The sequence below is a fragment of the Winogradskyella sp. ECml5-4 genome, from assembly GCF_036903175.1.
Lineage (GTDB): Bacteria > Bacteroidota > Bacteroidia > Flavobacteriales > Flavobacteriaceae > Winogradskyella > Winogradskyella damuponensis.
On record NZ_JAYJLF010000003.1, the window covers coordinates 23282 to 42028 of the forward strand.

The following is an 18747-nucleotide window of genomic DNA, read 5'->3' on the forward strand; positions in this document are numbered from 1 at the left end:
GGGTGTTTTTAAATTTAGTTCTAAACTGTCCGTTAACGAACAAAAAGTGTATCAAAATCGAACACTATGGATTTTAAAATAAAAATTAATTAATTGATTTTTAGTGTTTTGTAGTTTTGGCATCATCTTCACTATATAGTGAGTAGCAATAATTAATTCAGTTGAAAAATAGTATGATATTAAATTATATAAAAATAGCATTCCGGACGTTACGTAAAAATAAAGGGTATAGCTTTCTGAATATTTTCGGATTAGCGATAGGAATTACATGTGCCAGTTTAATCTTTCTATGGGTTGAAGATGAGTTGAGTTTCAATTCGGAATTTGAAAAACAAGATCAAGTGTATTACGTGCCAACGCATCAAGAATATGATGGAGAATGGCGAACGTTTAATTCTACACCAGGACCATTAGCGGAAGCTATGAAAACTGAAATTCCGGGAATTGTTAAGGCAGCGCGCACGAAACATAGAGATTTTTTATTTGCAGTTAATGACAACGCCATTAATAGCGGTGGACGTTTTGTAGATGCTGATTTTATAGAGATTTTTAGTTTAAAGTTTGTAGAAGGAAATGCTAAAGACGCCTTTAAGAATCCAGAAGCTATCGTTATTACTAAAGAAACCGCAGAACAACTTTATGGCGAAAACATCAAAGTATTAGGCAAAGTCTTAACTATAGATAATAAAGATCAATACCTCATTACTGGAGTGATTGAGAATTTACCGAAAAACGTGACGTTTCCTGTCAACTGGATTGCGCCATTTGAACGTTGGAGTGGAGATAAAGAATGGACCAATGGCTATGGTAGTTTTTTCGCAGATACCTTTGTCGAATTATCACCAGAAGCTAATTTTAATGCTGTTGATGCACAAGTAAGACATTTATTAGAGAAAAAAACAGGAGATAGTGACTCAAAAGCATTTTTACATTCCATAAAAGATTGGCATTTAAGAGATCATTTTGAAAATGGAAAGCAAGTGGGAGGACGCATTGATTCGGTTCGACTATTTACCATCATTGCTTTAATTATCTTACTTATTGCGTGTGTCAATTTTATGAATTTATCCACAGCACGAAGTGAAAAACGGGCTAACGAGGTTGGAGTGCGTAAAGCCATGGGCTCTGGTCGCACACGATTAATTTTTCAATTTATTTCAGAAGCTTTAATTCTGGCGTTTATAGCAACTTTAGTGAGTGTATTATTGCTTTTTCTGTTATTACCACAATTCAATTTACTCATAGAGAAAGATTTAGTTTTAGGATTGGCTAAGCCATTACATATGGTCTTTTTGTTAGGAATTACGTTGGTGTGTGGCATCTTCGCAGGATTATATCCGGCTTTTTATCTATCCTCATTTAAGCCTGTTGAGGTTTTAAAAGGATTAAAAGTTACACAAGGTTCTGCAAACTACATTAGAAAAGGTCTTGTTGTTGGTCAGTTTACAATTTCAATCGTTTTTATCATTTGTACGATTCTAGTCTATCAACAACTTCAACATATAAAAAATAGAGACTTAGGTTTTGATAAAGATCAATTGATTTCATTGAATGTCAATGGGACGATGATTGAAAAATTTGATGTCATCAAACAAGATTTAATACAAACAGGAGCGGTTTCAAGCGTCGGTTTAAATAATTCTGGGATTCTAAATGGAGGTAATAATGGTTCTAACTTAACTTGGACAGGAGGCACAAATACTGAAGACGTCTTAATTTTCTTTAGATATGTCAGTTCCGATTTCTTGGAAACTGCAGGTATGGAAATCGTTGAAGGTCGTGGGTTTTATGAAAATATGGCAAAAGACAGTGCAAGTGTTTTAATTACAGAATCATTTGCTAAACTGATGGGACAAGGCAGTGCTATTGGTAAAAAGGTAAATCGAGGAGATGTGTATACGGTTGTTGGTGTTGTAAAAGATTACCTCTTTGATGACATGTATGGACAAAGCGACCCTGTGCTATTTTTTAACTATCATGGTGAAGCGAGTTATATGTATTTAAAAACAAATCCTAAAATAGGAACTAGCGATGTGTTGTCTAAAATTGAAGCGGTAATGAAAAAACACAATCCAGCGTTTCCTTTTGAATACAGCTTTGTAGATGATGCTTTTAATGCCAAATTTAAAAGCGAACAACTCGTTGGAAAGTTATCTCAACTCTTTGCTTTATTAGCCATTCTTATTTCGTGTTTGGGACTTTTTGGATTGGCGGCTTATACCGCAGAGCAGCGCAGTAAAGAAATTGGAGTTCGTAAAGTTTTAGGAGCAAGTGTTGCAGGCATCGTAAAATTATTATCTAAAGACTTTTTAAAACTCGTTGGTCTTGCCATTGTAATTGCCATTCCTATGGCTTGGTATGTTATGGATAATTGGCTAGGAAATTATGCGTATCGCATAGAAATCAATTGGTGGATTTTTGTCATAGCTGGTGCCGTAGCTATTGTAATTGCGATGGTAACGGTAAGCTTTCAGGCTGTAAAAGCAGCATTGGCAAATCCTGTAGACAGTTTAAAAACAGAATAAAATATAAAAATATAGACTATGAAAATTATAAAACACATCACTATACTTAGTTTGATTTTAATAAGTCAAATGGTGCTAGCACAAACAAAACATATGGTTGAATCTTTTAATAAGGTTATTATCAGTCCACATATAGAAACCACATTTATTCAAGGAGATGAAGAATCTGTAACCATAATAGAGAGCTCAGAACCAGAAGACAAGATAAATGTTGAAGTTAAAGGAGGAACGCTTCGCGTGTACTTAGATGATGCTAAAGAAATTACAAAAAACGAAAGTGTTACAAAAGATGGCAAGAAGATGAGAATGCCCATTTATAAAGGAAAAGTGCTCACCATTTTAGTAACCTATAAAGATATTAACGCACTATCCTTAAGAGGAGAGCAACGCACGCTTTGTAAGAGTCTTATCGATGAAAAAAAGTTCATACTCAATATTTATGGAGAATCTCAAGTGACCTTTAATCATGTAAATTTTGACACATTTAACGTGGATATTTACGGAGAAAGTGAATTGATAATTAAAAAAGGAACTACAGTTAAGCAGAATATTACGGCGTATGGAGCAGGAATCATCAATCTTGTAGATGTGGATAATAAATCGTCTAAACTTAAAGCTTATGGAGAAGCGGTGTTTAAAATTCAAGCTTCAAAAAGTATCAAATTTACAGCCTATGGAGAAGCGACATTACGATATAAAGGCGATGCTGAGGTCAATAAAGGACTGAGTTTTGGCGACTATGAAATTAAACGAATAGATTAAGTTATAAATAGTAGAAACAATATTATATTTTCCTAAAAATAGTCTTAGTTAGATTGTCCCCTTGAGGGGACTTTAGGGGTGTTTTTTTAGAGAGAATTATAATAAAAAAACCAAAGAATACAATAGTTAACACATCAATAAAAATGAAAAACACACTATTAAGTCTAAACGAAGCCTCTAGAACGGTAAACTCAGGAAGCAATAAAGTTACGTTATTAGATAATATCAATTTGAATGTGGACGAGGGCGAATTTATCTCACTTATGGGGCCATCGGGTTCTGGGAAATCTACCTTGTTGAATTGTATTGGCATGTTAGATCATTTTACAGATGGAGGCTATACGTTTTTAGGAGAGCCTGTGCATAGCATGAAAGAAAAGAACAGATCCAAATTGTATAAAGAATACATCGGATTTGTATTTCAAGCGTATCATCTTATTGATGAACTCACCGTTTACGAAAATATTGAAACCCCTTTGCTTTATAAAAATGTAAAATCTTCTGAACGCAAAGCCATGGTGGCTGATATGTTAGATCGTTTTAATATTGTTGGTAAAAAAGATTTATTCCCTATGCAATTAAGTGGAGGGCAACAGCAATTAGTGGGTATTGCGAGAGCATTAATAGGAACACCTAAATTAATTTTAGCGGATGAACCCACAGGGAATCTAAACTCTAAACAAAGTGAAGAAATTATGGAACTCTTTGCACAGTTAAATAAAGAAGGTGTGACCATAATTCAAGCTACACATTCAGAAAGTAATGCCGCTTATGGCTCTCGAATTATTAATCTTTTGGACGGAAAAATAGTATAGGTATATAATAACATTTTTAAAATTGTCCCCTTGAGGGGACTTTAGGGGTGTTCTAAAAGAAACAAATCATGATACATAAACTTGTAATACTAATCATCATTGTACTGATGAACTGGGCTGGTTTTGCTCAAAATAAACCGAACAAAAGTTATACTTTAGACGAATGCATTGCAGTCGCTTTAGAGCATAATCTCGATTTAAAATCATCCAATTTACAAGCCAATTCAGCAAAAGTAAATTATCAGCAGTCTAAAGCTAATTTGCTGCCAAGTCTTAATGGAAACTTTAGTTTGGGTGTTAATGATGGAAGAAGTATTGATCCATTTACCAACGCTTATATCAATCAAGAATTAACCTTTTCAAACTTAGGATTGAGTTTAGATATGACAATCTTTAATGGCTTTCGATTATTAAATTCGGCCAAACAAGAGCGATTGAATAAAAAGGCGTCTGAGTTAGAAATTGAAGCCGCGCAACAAGATTTAATATTAAATGTAACCTTAGCATATCTTCAAGTTTTAAATGCTAGAGATGTTTTGGGTTTAACTAAAGCACGATTAGAAACGACTAAACAACAACTTAAAATTCAACAAGATTTTTATGACAACGAATCTGGAAATCCAGCAGATTATGCAGATATTTTAGGACAAGTGGCAAGCGATGAAACTAGTGTTTTGTCTTCTGAAAGTGGCTTAAATAATGCTAAATTGAACTTAGCACAATTAATGAATTTAAAAGAAAACGTCAATCTAGCGACAGATGGATTAATCCTAGATTTTGAAAAATACAATTTAAGTTCGGATGCTGTTTTTGAAGAGGCTATTCAAAATTTAGCCACATTTAAAGCTAAGGAATTACGTATTGAAGCTGCTAAAAAAGGAGTCAGTGTTGCAAAGTCTCAGTTCACACCAGAAATTTCGCTTTTTGGTGGTGTCAATACCAATTACTCTAGTGCCGCAGAACTGTTTACAGCAACAGGGACAAACGTTGTGGAAACTGGTGATTTCGTTACGGTTGATGGTCAAGACTTACCAATTATGACAGAGCAAACCAACTTTACATCAAAAGCTATAAGTTACAAAGATCAATTAGATAATAACTTAAATACTGTGGTTGGTGTTGCTGTTAATGTGCCATTGTTTAATGGATTTAGAGCAAAAAACAATGTGGCTTTAGAAAAAATTAGAGTAGAGGAGTCCATCCTAGAATTAGAGCGTACCCATGTAGATATAAAAAATGCCATTGCTCAGGTTTATTTTGATATGGAAGCCGCTTATAACCGTCATCAAAGTTTAGAAAAACAAGTGGAGGCTTACCAAGAGTCTTATCGTATTAATGATATCCGATTTAAAAATGGAGTGTCTAATTTCTTAAATTATATTACCAGTAAGAATAATTTAGATAATGCCAAAGTGAACCTCGCCAATGCAAAATATGAATACTTGTTACGTGTAAAAGTTCTAGATTATTACAGAGGAATGGTTAATTAATTAGCTTCGATGTGAGTACAAGGTAAATGGTTAATTCTCGTAGGTTTTCAATGGTCACGTTAAGTTTTTCTTAAAAACGATACAAAACCTTAAGTATCATTCTTTATTCTCTATTATAAATAATAGTTTTGCATCTTATTTAATATGAAATTAAAATTTATGAGTCAAGTAAAAGAAAATGATACTGTAAAAGTTCATTACACAGGAAAATTAAAAAGCGGACAAATATTCGATAGTTCTTTAGAGCGTGAGCCATTAGAATTCACATTAGGACAAGGTATGTTGATTCCTGGTTTTGAAAAAGCAGTTATCGATATGAAGGTGAATGACAAAAAAACGGTTGATATTCCAGTAGCAGAAGCTTATGGAGATATCATTAAAGAATTATTTCATAAAGTCGAAAAAACACAATTGCCACCAGAAATGGAGCCTGCAGTTGGTTTAGGATTAGCATCTAGAGATGCACAAGGAAATGAGCACCAATTTAGAATAGTTGAGGTAAATGAAGATCATGTTATTTTAGATGGAAATCATCCATTAGCTGGTCAAGAATTAGTTTTTGATTTAGAGTTAGTAGAGATTAAATAGAACTAGTTACTATAGAAATGAAAAACCTGTAAAGTTCTCTTTACAGGTTTTTTTATTGTCAGAATCGATTTCATAAAAAAAACAAATAAAAATCTTTGGTAAAATAGAACTAATTCAATTTCTTTCAAGATTCAATTTTATGTACCTATGGATAATTTAATTACATTTTCAATAACGGTCTTTACGGCCTTTTTTGCCATAACGAATCCGATATCAAATATGACTGTTTTCTTATCCTTAACCCAAGGAGCAGATGCAAAAACAAAAAGAGATATAAATAAACGATCAAATATTATTGCATTTGTAATTGTAACCGTATTTGTTCTTTTAGGGAAATATATTTTTGAATTATTTAATATCAGCATTCCTGCATTTAAGATTACAGGTGGTATTTTAATCTTTTTTATTGGTTTTGATATGCTACAATCTAAAAGGTCTAATGTTAAAAGTATTGACAATGTAAATATTGATGAAGATATTGCTGTTTCACCTTTAGCTATTCCAATTTTAGCCGGACCAGGAACCATTGTTACAGCGATGAACTTTGTAGCTAATGTTGAAACAATACATATCATGTTAGTAATTCTTATATTTGGATCAATGAGTTTGTTAACTTATTTTACCTTTAGGCTAAGTGATTTAATCGTGAGAATAGTTGGTAATAATGTAATTTCTGTGATTGGAAAAATAATGGGATTAATTATTGCAATTATTGGAACAGGTATGATTATTCAGGGAATTAAAATTTCCTTTAACTTAATAAGTTAGTCATTTTAATAAACGTTAAGAGTCATTCCGTATATAATCTTATTAAATTTAGATATGTGTCATATTTAATTTAGTGCATTACATTATTAGTAATTATGAGTAAAATCGATATCCGTACAGTAAATGTTACTCAATATGTACAGCCTTTGCGAGAAGGTGGTTCACTTCCTGCTATAGTTAAGTCAGATGATGGTTTTTTGTATGTGCTTAAGTTTAGAGGTGCAGGACAAGGTAAAAAAGCATTAATCGCAGAGTTTATTGGAGGTGAAATTGCACGTGCAATTAATTTAAAAGTACCAGAATTGGTGTTTATGAATCTTGATGATTCGTTTAGTAAAACAGAACCAGATGAAGAAATTCAGGACTTACTTAAGTTTAGTGTTGGTTTAAATCTTGGATTACATTTTTTATCTGAAGCTATTACTTATGATCCATTAGTTAGTACAGTAGATGCATTAACAGCATCAAAAGTGGTACTATTAGATAGCATAATTAGTAATATTGATAGAACCGCTAAAAACACAAATTTACTGCATTGGCACAAAGAACTTTGGATTATAGATAATGGTGCGAGTTTTTACTTTCATCACGATTGGAAAAATTGGGAGAATCATCTTACCAGAACGTTTCCACTTGTAAAAGATCATGTGCTTTTACAAAACGCCACTAAATTAAATGAAGCTTCAAAAGAAATCCAACAATTGCTCAATCGTGATAAAATAGCTGAAATTGTTTCAAATATACCAGAAGATTGGTTGTTAAGTGAAGCAGATACGATGACAGCAACAGAAATGAGAGATGCATATATTAAGTTTATAAATACAAGATTTGCAAAAATTGATGTATTAGTTAAAGAAGCCGAAGATGCAAGATAGATATACATTTGAATATGCCATAATTAGGTTTGTTCCTAAAGTAGAACGCGAAGAATTCTTTAATGTAGGAGTCATTCTATTCTCTAAACAAAAAAAATTCCTAGGAATAAAATATCACATCAATCAAGATAAATTGAAGGCGTTTTCAACTGACATTGAGGTTCAAATGCTAGAAAACTATTTAGATGCTTGGCAACAGGTATGTAAAGGTGAGCCTCAAGGTGGAAGAATTGGAAAAATGGAGTTGTCAGATAGGTTTAGATGGTTAACCGCTTGCCGAAGTACCATTATCCAAAGCTCTAAAACGCATCCAGGTTTATGTGGCGACCCAAATAAAACCTTAGAAGAGATTTTTAAACAATGTGTGTTGTAGTTGGTAGTTTGGTTTGTATATCTGTTTGAATAGTAGTGTTTAAAGCAGCAGGTGTTGAAAAGGCAATACTGTATTGATGGTTTCAAATACATAAACTAGTGTTAAAACCTTTTTTATAACTAACCGATTGTTTAGTTTTGTAGTGTAATTAGAATTAGTGGCTAGAAAAAAACAATATAATGAAACAGAAGTCCTAGAAAAAGCAATGCGGCTTTTCTGGAAAAATGGTTATGAAACCACTTCTATGCAAATGCTCGAAAAAGAAATGGGCATTAATAAATTTTCTATATATGCTAGTTTTGGTAGTAAACAAGGCTTATTTCTTGAAAGTCTAAAGTATTACAAATCAAAAGTACATGCTATTCTAGATAAATTAAAAAAAGGAACTAATGGAGTAGAAGACATTAAACAGTTTTTTTACGATTCTGTAAGTTCTAATTTTAAAGACGACAACTTAAAAGGTTGTTTAGTAACAAATACGTATAATGAGTTTTCAGAAAAAGATGATGAATTAATTCAAGAACAGATGCATTTTTTTATGGATAATTTAAAAGCTCTAATTACAGAAAAGTTACAAATGGATGCTTCAAAAGATGAAGAAACAATAAAAAAACAAGCCAACTATTTATTGTTAGCAAAGCATGGTTTAGCAGCTGCAGCAAGAGTTAACACTAAAGCAGAAATTGAAGATTATATTGAAATGACCTTCAAAAATATATAAACATTTTTTTTGAAAAATAACTAAACGTACGTTTAGATAAAATTAATAATAAACTGAAAAAAGAAAAATTATGACAACATTAAAAGTTCACAATATTGAAACAGCTCCAGAAGGAAGTAAAGGACTATTAGAAAACTCTCAAAAAGCCTACGGAATGATTCCTGGTTTACATGGTGTTTTAGCCGGCGCTCCAAAAATTTTAGAAGCTTACCAAAACTTACACCAGTTATTTACGGAAACTTCTTTTAATGAAGAAGAGTTAACAGTCGTGTGGCAAACAATTAATGTAGAACACGCTTGTCATTACTGTGTTCCTGCACATACAGGAATCGCAAAAATGATGAAAGTCGACGATGCTATTACCGAGGCTTTACGTAACGAAACTCCTTTAGAAAACGAAAAATTGGAAGCCTTAAGAACAATGACATTAACCATTGTTAGAAATCGCGGGCATGTAACGCAAGCAGATTTAGATGCTTTTTATACTGCTGGTTATGGTGAAGCACAAGTATTAGAAATTATTTTAGGATTATCTCAAAAAACAATAAGTAATTATGTAAACCATATTGCAAATACACCTGTAGATGCTGGTTTTAAAAAGTTTGAGTGGTCTAAAGACAATGTGGTATCCTAAACCCTAAAGCCACAGATTGATTGATAGCTATAAACCTTCCGTGTATTCGGAAGGTTTATTAATCTTTAAAAAATACAATTATGATAAAAGTTTCTGTAATGTACCCAAACAGCGAAAATGTTCAGTTTGATGCAGATTATTACCAAAATAAACACTTACCAATGGTAACAAAATTAGTAGGGAATGCTTTAAAACGATTAGAATTAGATTTAGCAAGTAGAGTTCCAGGTGAATCTGCTCCTTATGTAGCTATTGCACATCTATTATTTGATGATATTGCTTCCTTTCAAGAGGCTTTTGGTCCTCATGCAGCGACTTTTGCTGCCGATGTAAAAAACTACAGTAATGTACAAGCAGAACTTCAAATTAGTGAATTAATCCCCTTTTAATATGAAAGAGAAATTAAAAATAGATATCGTTTCAGATGTCGTGTGTCCATGGTGTACCATTGGTTATAAACGTCTAGAAAAAGCGATTTCAGAATTAGGAATAGAAAATCAAATAGACATAGAATGGCAACCCTTTGAATTGAATCCGAATATGCCAGCCGAAGGTCAGAATGTAATAGAGCATATTACAGAAAAATACGGCGCTACTTTAGAACAACAAAAAGCATCACAACAGCATATGAAAGCTGCAGGTGATGAGTTGGGTTTTAAATTCGATTATTTTGATGACATGCGCATGGTAAACACCTTTGATGCTCATATTTTATTAGAATATGCCAAAGACTTTAACAAGCAAACCGAATTAAAAATGCAGCTAACAAAAGCATTTTTTAGTGACCGTAAAGATGTTTCTAAAAAAGAAATCTTAAAAGAAGCGCTTTTAGAAGTGGGTTTAAATGCAGAAGACGCTTTAGCAAAATTAGATAATGAAGAGGCGCGTTTAGACATTAGAAACAAACAGAATTATTGGAAAAGTTTAGGAGTAAACTCTGTGCCTACAATTGTATTTAATAGAAAAAGTGCCGTTACTGGAGCGCAACCTGTAGATACTTTTAAACAAGTGCTTTCTGAATTAATTGCAGCAGAGTAATTAGATATATATCCATTAAAAGACTAGGACATAAACAACAACTATGACGAAGAAAACAAGACCAAAAGTATTATTTTTTGATGTTAACGAAACGCTTTTAGATCTCACTAAAATGAAAAAGCAAGTTGGTGAAGCCCTAAATGGTAGAGAAGATTTATTATCGCTTTGGTTTACTACGATGTTACAATACTCATTAGTAACTACTGCTAGTGGACAATACGAACATTTTGGTCATATAGGTGCAGCAGCATTACAAATGGTTGCTGCAAATAATGGTATTACAATTTCTGAAGACGAAGCTCGAAACGTCATCTTAAACTCGTTAAGAGGACTGCCTGCTCATCCAGAAGTTAAAGCCGCATTGGCTCAACTAAAAAAAGACGGTTACAAATTGGTATCGTTTACTAATTCATCTAATGAAGGTGTAAAAAAACAATTTGAAAGTGCAGGACTAACAGACTATTTTGATGAATGTTTAAGTGTAGAAGGTATTGGGAAATTTAAACCATTTACAGATGTCTATAATTGGGGAGCTCGTAAAATGGGTGTGAAACCAGAAGCGTGTATGCTTATTGCGGCACATGGTTGGGATGTTGCAGGAGCGCTTTGGGCTGGCTGGAGAGCTGCATTTGTCGCTAGACCTGGTCAACAATTATTTCCATTAGCACTGCAAACAGAAATCAATGAGTCTGATTTACAAAAGGTGGCAGATATCCTTGTAACCTTTAAGTAATGGTATTACGATTAATGATAACCCATTAATAATTAGTTATCACAAATAGTAGAAACTAAAAGTTACTACTATTATAGCAATTTACTTCCTATTAAAAAATTGTAACACATTGGTGTCTTTTAAAAATCAAAGCCCATTCCAAAGGCTACTCTAACACCATCAGAAGAATTAAATACACCCAAATTAGCAGACAATAAATCTACAGCATTAATAAAAAATCCTCCACCATACGCATTATGCCATTTTTCTGAGGTTTCATTTTCAATCCAAACACGACCATAATCAAAGCCGCCATAGATCCCTAATTTTATTGGAATTAATCTTGTTTTCATGCGGTTAAAACTATACCTCAAATCGGTATTTTGATAAAAGGCACTTTTTCCTGTAAAACGTTGGTTTCTGTAGCCTCTTAAACCATCAATACCTCCTATTGAAGCTGCTTGATAGAATTCAAAACCATCGCCAAAATTTACATGACTTTTTAATTTAGTAGCCAGTACTAATCGCCCTGAAGGATTTAGTTTTCTTGCAAAGCCAATATCAGTAATCAGATATCCGAAATCACGATTGCTGACTTCTAAATTGTCTTTATAACCTGTTACAATTGAGAAATTCATTCCATTGGTTGGGTAGGCATTATTATCGTAGTTAGAGTAGTTATACGTTGCATTTATACCACCAAAATGCTCTTCATCAAACACATTATTTGGTAATAAACTATAGTCTGATACAAAACGATTATCACTATTGTGAATTTCATTGACTTCATAACTAACACCAAAATGGATAAGACTTCCGCGTTTAGAATTCCAGACCAGTTGAGGACTTAAACGAAAAATTCTAGTTTTTACGCGGTTATAATCTAAACCAAAGTCGTCATCATTATTTTCAGTTTCATTACCATAACCAAAGAAATTGACACTGTAATTAGGGCTTTGAAAATGCGCTTGAAATCCAAAATTTAAGCTTCCAATAATATTTGCAAACTCACCTTTATAGTTTAATTCATAACCATCGGTTGCAAAATAATAAGCCGCTTTTACTTCATGTTGAGATGTAAATGGGTTGCGTTCAAAACCATAAACCGTATAGGTGTTTGTAAAACCTAATTTTAAACCATCGTCTGGGTTGGCACCTAGAGTAGGAATGATTTGATTGACATTATTCTTTATTTTTCTATAATCATAGACGTTTGTGTTATAGTCGTCTGTTAATTTAATTCTAGCTTTTTTAGCCTGTGATAAATCGTTTTTCTTCGATTTGTAATCGTAGATAATAACGTTTTTGCCAGATGCGACCTTATAATCATCATTGTTTTGTCCACCAATAAAACGCACTTTGATTTTAGAAATTTTTCCTTCAACCACAAAGCTATCATCATCATCTAAACCATAAATCCATATTTCTTTAGTTGTTTTGGGGTGATAGATTTTATGATGAAAACGATCCTTAATAGTATCATCTTTTTTACGGTATATGGATACTTCTACGTCATCATTTTCTAAAGCTTTAACATGAATGTAGTCGTCTTTATTCGTTCCTGTTAGAATTGCATGTTTACTTATTAATTTTACATATCTATCTGAAATTTGTTGAAGGTGCGTTCGTCTTTCTTTTAGAAGCTTTTTAATTTCTATAATAGATTGCGGATTTACTTCTTTTGGAATATTGTTAAACGCTTTGTCTATAACAGCATCTGTTATTTGAGATTGAATAAATTGTACTTGTTCATCCCAAGCCAATTTGTTAGAATCTGTAATAAATGCAACATCTAATGGAAATCCAGAGACATTAAACCCTTTAACATCTTTTAAATCGGCTTCATATTTTCTAAATTTTCTTGCTGCAGGAATCAGCTTTACACCTGTTCCAAACAAAAAACCATCAGACATTTTAGAAAAGGCAAGATCTCTATCTCTTGGTAAGGGTTTGTAAATTGTTTTTCCTTTGTTTTCAAATACCAACCAACGCCATTGGTCTTGATGCCTATCTGCATCTCCAATTAGCATATCAAACAATCGCGCTTTAATAAATTCTTTTTCATCTATAATTTTAGATTCGTCACTTAATACGTCTTTTAACATATCTACTGTGCTTACAATCTCCCCTGTAAAATTCCCAGTTGCTAACTCAACATGACCATCAGAAGGGTGTTCTTCAAAAAGGTATAGTTCATTACCAAAATCTTTATTATATAAGCCTAAGGCATTTTGTTTGGGCACATAATATAAGTTAGGATTTAAATGAGATAGGTTTATTGCATCAGATAAGGTTCCTATAACAAAAGGTGCATACGGATAGGCGCCAGAAAAAATATCTTCTAATAAATGTTCTGAAGCTGTATTAGTAAATTGTCCTTCGACATACTGGTCTTTAAAAATAGCGGCTTGCATAAATTGATCTGCTTGCTTTTTCATAGCACGCATAACATAGCGTTTCCCATCTGAAGCTTTTAAGTGAAGCGTCTTAGATTGTGTACCTCCTCCTTTTCTAAAAGGTGTTAAGCCACCCATTAAGGTATCTAGGTTAACAACCTTTGCTTTAACGTTTGTACTATAGTCGTCTCTGTATCTGTTTCCCCATAAGAACTTATAAAAGCCAGATTTATTAGTGTCTTCTTTTGAGTAGATTGATGCACTTATAGAATCTGTAATTATTTTAGCATATTCTGTTTCAGAAACTTGTTCTGGCTGTTTTATTTGTTTGAAAAATTCGACTTCTTCAGAATTTGAATTAAAAAATTGTACATCTACAGCCTTATTGTTTCCTATGTTAAGTAGCGCATAGCCAGGAATAGCATGGCCATAATTATTAGGATTACGCATTCTTACAGGTGTAGTTTTAGAGCCAGAGCCACTGATGATTTGAGCTACATTATCAAACTCTAAGTATTGTAAATTATGCTCATGTCCTGATAGAAAAATAACATTCTCGTTTTGTTGGGCCACAGCAATAAGGTTTTTTCTTAATTCATTGTAAAATGGATTAGACAAATCTGCATTTACAATACCAGTAGAGGTTCTTAAAATATTTTTTAAGGTGCCAAGTATAGGTATAGGTTTTATGTTTTCTTTTACACCATAACGGCCATTATGTGGTCCGTTACTATACATAGGATGATGTATGGCAACTAAGGTAATTTTTCCTCTTGCTTTTTTTATTTCACTTCTAAATTCATCTAAAAAATCGGCTCTAGTTTTTATGTCACAATCATCATTAATTGTGGGATGATTATTCCAATTGGTAATGTACCAATGCGAATCTACAATTAGCATAACAATATCATCGCTAATTTTAATTTTCTCAATTGGACAGCCGTTTTCTGGTTGAAAGGTGTTTTTTTCTAAGGCATCTTCAACCATTTTTTCTTGTGCCTTTAGACCTTTTAAACCACTATACCAATCATGATTTCCTGGAATAAAATAAACATTTCCAGGAAATGTTTTGGCAACGTCTAATTGAAGCTTTAATGCGTGTTCTGCCGCTTTAATGGCTTTGTCATTTTTTAAAGGTATACCGCAAGGATAGATGTTATCTCCAAGAAACAATAGGAAATCATCTTTGTCTGCTTTAGCAAATTGATGTTGTAGTTTTAATAATGTTTTTGGAGCTGTGCCATCCTCTTCAGGCTTTCCTACATCTCCTATTAAAAAAACATTAGTGGTATTCTTATCTATTTGTTTAAGCTCTTTAGCGCTAACATTAACATTGTGGGAATTATAAGTAGCACAACTACTTATAATAAGTCCCATACTAATTAAACCAATTAATAGTTTTGTTTTCATTCTGTGATTTCTTCTTATACGGCCTGTAAATCTTCTATTGTAAAAATATCCGATACTTTTTTTAGCTTTCTGTTAATGTCTACTCTAATTGCTTTTATGCCACTAGCTCCTTGAAGCTCTTCTAATTCTACAATTTCAATATTAGTTCCAATATAATTTTTGGCTTGTAGAAATTGGAAATAAGCTAAATATTCTTTCTCCATGGCATTACTAGAATACACAACAGAAAGTTTATGTGGTTGTGTTAAACGCTCGTTTGTATTTTTAATGTGGGCTTTGTCTATACGCTTTTTAATCATTTCGTAACGTACATTATATGCTCCATCAACATCAAATTGTTTTTCATCTATGCGATAGCGAATAGTAATCGGGATATCATAAGCAAGAATTAAGGATGCTACTTCTAATTGTAAAGGGAATTCTTTTTGCTTTTCGTAGTACATCGCTTCCATTTCGCAAGTCACTTGTAATTGCCATAAACGTAAGTTGTACAATACAGTGGGATGATAGTTTAAATGCTTAGAGATAGATTGTCCGATATATAAATTATGCTCAATGCCATCTGTTTTGAATTTTTCAAAATAATGTGGAAATATCTCTTGAGCTTTTAGTTGTTGTTGGTCTAAAAATGAAGATAGGGTTTTGTTTCCTTTTTCAATAGTAATATCATAGGCTTTTCTAGCGTCATATAAACTACTTGTTGTTTTGTCAATTGTTTTAAGAAATTCTTCGACATCTTCAATGCCTTTAGAATTTTTCTGAAAATGTTCGAATAAAGGAAAGAGTTGTTTTTCGAAAAAGATATTAATTTCTTGTTCTGAATTGGTGTGAAAATTGTCTTTTAATTCCGCTAAATAATTGTCAATTTGAAAAATTAACTGTTCGTAAAATGGTAAATTTATTTTAATCCTATTTTTAAGGATGTCTTTACTTTTTTCTAATTGTCTTGTTAGGTCTATTCTAATGGCTTCGTTTCGTGCATTTGATGAGCCAACCACGTCTATTTGTCCAAAAAGAGGAATGACATCTTTAAATACAATTTCTTGAAAAACCGGATTCTCTCCAAAGTTTCGTTCTTGTATGTATTTGTTAGCTTCTTCTTCAAAACGCCATTGTACAGAGGGATGGATAGCTGTACATTCTTGTTGTATAATGGCACTGATTTCATTTTGATGTTCTGAAAACGTACGTTTAGAGTAACTTAAAATAAAAGGTAAAATGGTATCTAACTTTACCATATTAATGGCATTAAGCTGGTTGGGCTTAAATGCTGCTAACTCTATAATAAAACCTAATTCACCATTAATAGGAACAGGAATGAGGGCTACACTTTTTAAACCTTTTTTTAATAACGTACGACTTAGCCTATTGCCTTTAGTTCTTTTATGATATGTTTCTACGTTGGAAATAATAATTGGTTTACAATCTTTAAATAGTTGACAGTTAACATGTTCGCAGGCGTATTCATTAATGCTTACATCTTCATCTGGTACTAGTGTTAGCATATTAAAATTCCTATCAAAAGGAGAGATAATCTTGTCGTGCTCTACACTGTAGCTTCCAAGTTGCAAATCTGGATTGTTAAATATGCGTCTAATGTCTTCAATTAAATATTGAAAACTTTCGTTATTAGGTTGTATTAAATGGGTTTTAAAATCATCAATGCGTTCGTCTAACGAGGTGTCTATAAGGTTTACTATGCCAAAGCCTTCAATAGTCCATGAATCTTTTGGGAAGTATTTTTTCCAAATCTCAATATCACTAGCATTGCTTAATAATTCATCTAAAATTTCTTCTGTAATTTCAATGGCATTTTCGTTAGGGTAGATGTCTAGGAAGTCGGCATTAAAAGCCACACGATAACGCTTTCTGTCACCATTTTTGTCTGTAATAGATAAGGTTTTTGGTCGTTCAAAATCGACATTGAATTTGTAATGGATATTCAATATAATAGCATAAGTAAGCAAATCGAAAGAGTCTTCATAATCCTTATACAGTTCATTAAATACATTTTCGCTTGCTTCTGCATTTTTAATAATGCTTTCTAATCTTGAACTACAGTAAAAAACATCACTAGCATACGGAGTAACCGCAGCTTTAATCTCATTATCCGTTAAGGCTGAGGGGAAAATATAAGACATCAACTGGTCTATGATAGGCTTATGCTTCAGAAAATCTTCTGTAGTATTTGTTCCAGTAGATAAAATAGGATGTTTATCAAATAATTTTAAAGCTTGCTTCGCTTGTGTTTGCACCGAAACATTATTAGAGTCTAATAAGTCTATAAATTTATCCCTTAATAAGCGTAAAGATATATTTACTTTAAAAGGTCCTGTAGTTTTGTTTTTCATAGCGTTTAAATTAATATTATACAGGCATGTTTATATAATAACTATAAATAAATGCTGCTGCCGAGATAATAATTCCGAACATGAAAACGGTATAGGTGATACGTAATAATTTATATTTTCTATTTAGCACCAAGCCTAAATAATACAAATCTTTTGTAAGTGAATTGTATAACGTTTCTTCATTATCCATTAAATAGTCGATTCCCCATTCAAAATCTTGCAAATTCATTTTATGAAAATTTCCAAAAAATAGAATATTGGTTTTTTTCTCCTTAATCATCGCTTTTGTAATGGCTACATTAGATATTTTAGGACGTGTAGACAATACAGATAAGACTACAGAGGCAACACTAAAAAGCATTAAGATTAAGGTAGGATACACTAAAAATAAATTGGAAGGATTGTCTAGTTTAGGAATTAAGTTAGATAAGGCTACAGAAATAATTATTGCGTTTACAGATAGTAGTATGTTGGCTTTGGTATCTGCAATAGCACTTAATTCTATATGATTTTTTAATTGCACACGATACATCGTTTCAACACCTCTTCCAAACCTTGTGTTTTTATCTTTTTTATTCTCCTTAGCAGTTAGTTTATGTAACTTTTTTTGAATTTCTAATACATTAAGCTCCTTTTTAGGTTGCCAAATTTGTTTAGCAGAATCGGAATAAAACGAATGGTTTTTAAGAAAGGCGATGTTCTGTTCCATCCATTCTATATCAGAAAGTGTATGGTCATTTTTAGCATTTATCTCTTTTAGTAAATTTTCCGAAATATCTAAATAGTCATCAGAAGCAATATGCCCACAATCGGCATCTTTAATAATAGATTCGAGTTTGTTGTTAGGATTAAGATCCGTTTTTGTTGCTAGAATTAACTGTTCAACTTGGTCTAGCAGTTCTTCAGGAACATCTTGTTCCTTTAGATAAGAACGTGCAATCTTAACGCTTTCTTCTTCATGACCAATATCTGTATAAATATAACCCGTATCATGAAACCAACCCGCCAATAATAAGGCTAAAGTCTCTTGTTCTGTGCATTGTTCTCTGTTGGTTAATTCTGTAATACTAGTGACAACGTTTCTAGTATGAATAGCGTTGTGGTAATAGTTTGTTGAAGCTAGCTGTTTATTTAACAGCTCTGCAACATATATTTCTACATCGAGTAACAGCTTTTCTTTCATATTACAAATTTACATTGTTTTAATAGTCGAATAAAGTGATCTTTACTATCATTTTTTATAAATGAAGGATAATACGATTTGTTTTTAATCACCTCACTTTTGTGAT

16 protein-coding genes are annotated in these 18747 nt (G+C 32.5%); 13 read left to right on the plus strand and 3 right to left on the minus strand.

Annotation, left to right across the window (positions count from 1 at the left end; genetic code table 11):
• Positions 1-173 precede the first annotated feature (173 nt).
• The 13 genes from VDP25_RS03385 to VDP25_RS03445 all read left to right on the plus strand — a co-directional run bounded on the left by VDP25_RS03385 (position 174) and on the right by VDP25_RS03445 (position 11322).
• Complete coding sequence (locus VDP25_RS03385; protein WP_334466905.1) at positions 174-2525, plus strand: ABC transporter permease; 2352 nt, start codon at positions 174-176, stop codon at positions 2523-2525.
• Between the two features lie 18 nt (positions 2526-2543).
• Positions 2544-3287, plus strand: coding sequence for a head GIN domain-containing protein (locus VDP25_RS03390; protein ID WP_334466908.1), 744 nt, complete (start codon positions 2544-2546; stop codon positions 3285-3287).
• 143 nt (positions 3288-3430) lie between these two features.
• Positions 3431-4102: an ABC transporter ATP-binding protein gene (locus tag VDP25_RS03395; RefSeq protein ID WP_334466910.1), complete on the plus strand. Its 672-nt coding sequence runs from the start codon at positions 3431-3433 to the stop codon at positions 4100-4102.
• Positions 4103-4170: 68 nt separating this feature from the next.
• Positions 4171-5592: a TolC family protein gene (locus VDP25_RS03400; RefSeq protein WP_334466913.1), complete on the plus strand. Its 1422-nt coding sequence runs from the start codon at positions 4171-4173 to the stop codon at positions 5590-5592.
• Positions 5593-5751: 159 nt separating this feature from the next.
• Positions 5752-6180, plus strand: a complete 429-nt coding sequence (locus tag VDP25_RS03405; protein ID WP_215925507.1) for an FKBP-type peptidyl-prolyl cis-trans isomerase — start codon at positions 5752-5754, stop codon at positions 6178-6180.
• 147 nt (positions 6181-6327) lie between these two features.
• Positions 6328-6948: a MarC family protein gene (locus VDP25_RS03410; protein WP_334466920.1), complete on the plus strand. Its 621-nt coding sequence runs from the start codon at positions 6328-6330 to the stop codon at positions 6946-6948.
• 95 nt (positions 6949-7043) lie between these two features.
• A complete protein-coding gene (locus VDP25_RS03415; protein WP_334466924.1) occupies positions 7044-7823 on the plus strand; it encodes a HipA family kinase in 780 nt (259 codons plus the stop codon).
• Positions 7813-8196, plus strand: coding sequence for a DUF3037 domain-containing protein (locus VDP25_RS03420; protein ID WP_334466927.1), 384 nt, complete (start codon positions 7813-7815; stop codon positions 8194-8196). The genes VDP25_RS03415 and VDP25_RS03420 overlap by 11 nt, the downstream gene beginning before the upstream one ends.
• Positions 8197-8353: 157 nt before the next feature.
• Positions 8354-8917, plus strand: coding sequence for a TetR/AcrR family transcriptional regulator (locus VDP25_RS03425; RefSeq protein ID WP_334466930.1), 564 nt, complete (start codon positions 8354-8356; stop codon positions 8915-8917).
• Between the two features lie 70 nt (positions 8918-8987).
• On the plus strand, positions 8988-9551 hold the full coding sequence (locus VDP25_RS03430) for a carboxymuconolactone decarboxylase family protein (RefSeq protein ID WP_334466933.1): 564 nt from the start codon (positions 8988-8990) through the stop codon (positions 9549-9551).
• Between the two features lie 80 nt (positions 9552-9631).
• A complete protein-coding gene (locus tag VDP25_RS03435) occupies positions 9632-9940 on the plus strand; it encodes an EthD family reductase (RefSeq protein WP_334466936.1) in 309 nt (102 codons plus the stop codon).
• Position 9941: 1 nt separating this feature from the next.
• Complete coding sequence (locus VDP25_RS03440) at positions 9942-10589, plus strand: DsbA family oxidoreductase (RefSeq protein ID WP_334466939.1); 648 nt, start codon at positions 9942-9944, stop codon at positions 10587-10589.
• Positions 10590-10632: 43 nt separating this feature from the next.
• On the plus strand, positions 10633-11322 hold the full coding sequence (locus VDP25_RS03445; RefSeq protein WP_334466942.1) for a haloacid dehalogenase type II: 690 nt from the start codon (positions 10633-10635) through the stop codon (positions 11320-11322).
• Between the two features lie 119 nt (positions 11323-11441).
• Here the strand turns inward: VDP25_RS03445 and VDP25_RS03450 are convergent, their stop codons facing one another.
• From VDP25_RS03450 to VDP25_RS03460, 3 genes are read right to left on the minus strand one after another with little or no spacing between them, the layout of a single operon-like run.
• The gene (locus VDP25_RS03450; protein WP_334466944.1) at positions 11442-15107 is read right to left on the minus strand and encodes a metallophosphoesterase; all 3666 of its coding nucleotides are present in this window, start codon (positions 15105-15107) and stop codon (positions 11442-11444) included.
• 14 nt (positions 15108-15121) lie between these two features.
• Entirely contained in the window at positions 15122-17458 is a 2337-nt protein-coding gene (locus tag VDP25_RS03455; RefSeq protein WP_334466946.1) for a hypothetical protein, read from the minus strand.
• A gap of 16 nt (positions 17459-17474) precedes the next feature.
• Entirely contained in the window at positions 17475-18641 is a 1167-nt protein-coding gene (locus VDP25_RS03460) for a Pycsar system effector family protein (protein WP_334466948.1), read from the minus strand.
• Positions 18642-18747 lie beyond the last annotated feature (106 nt).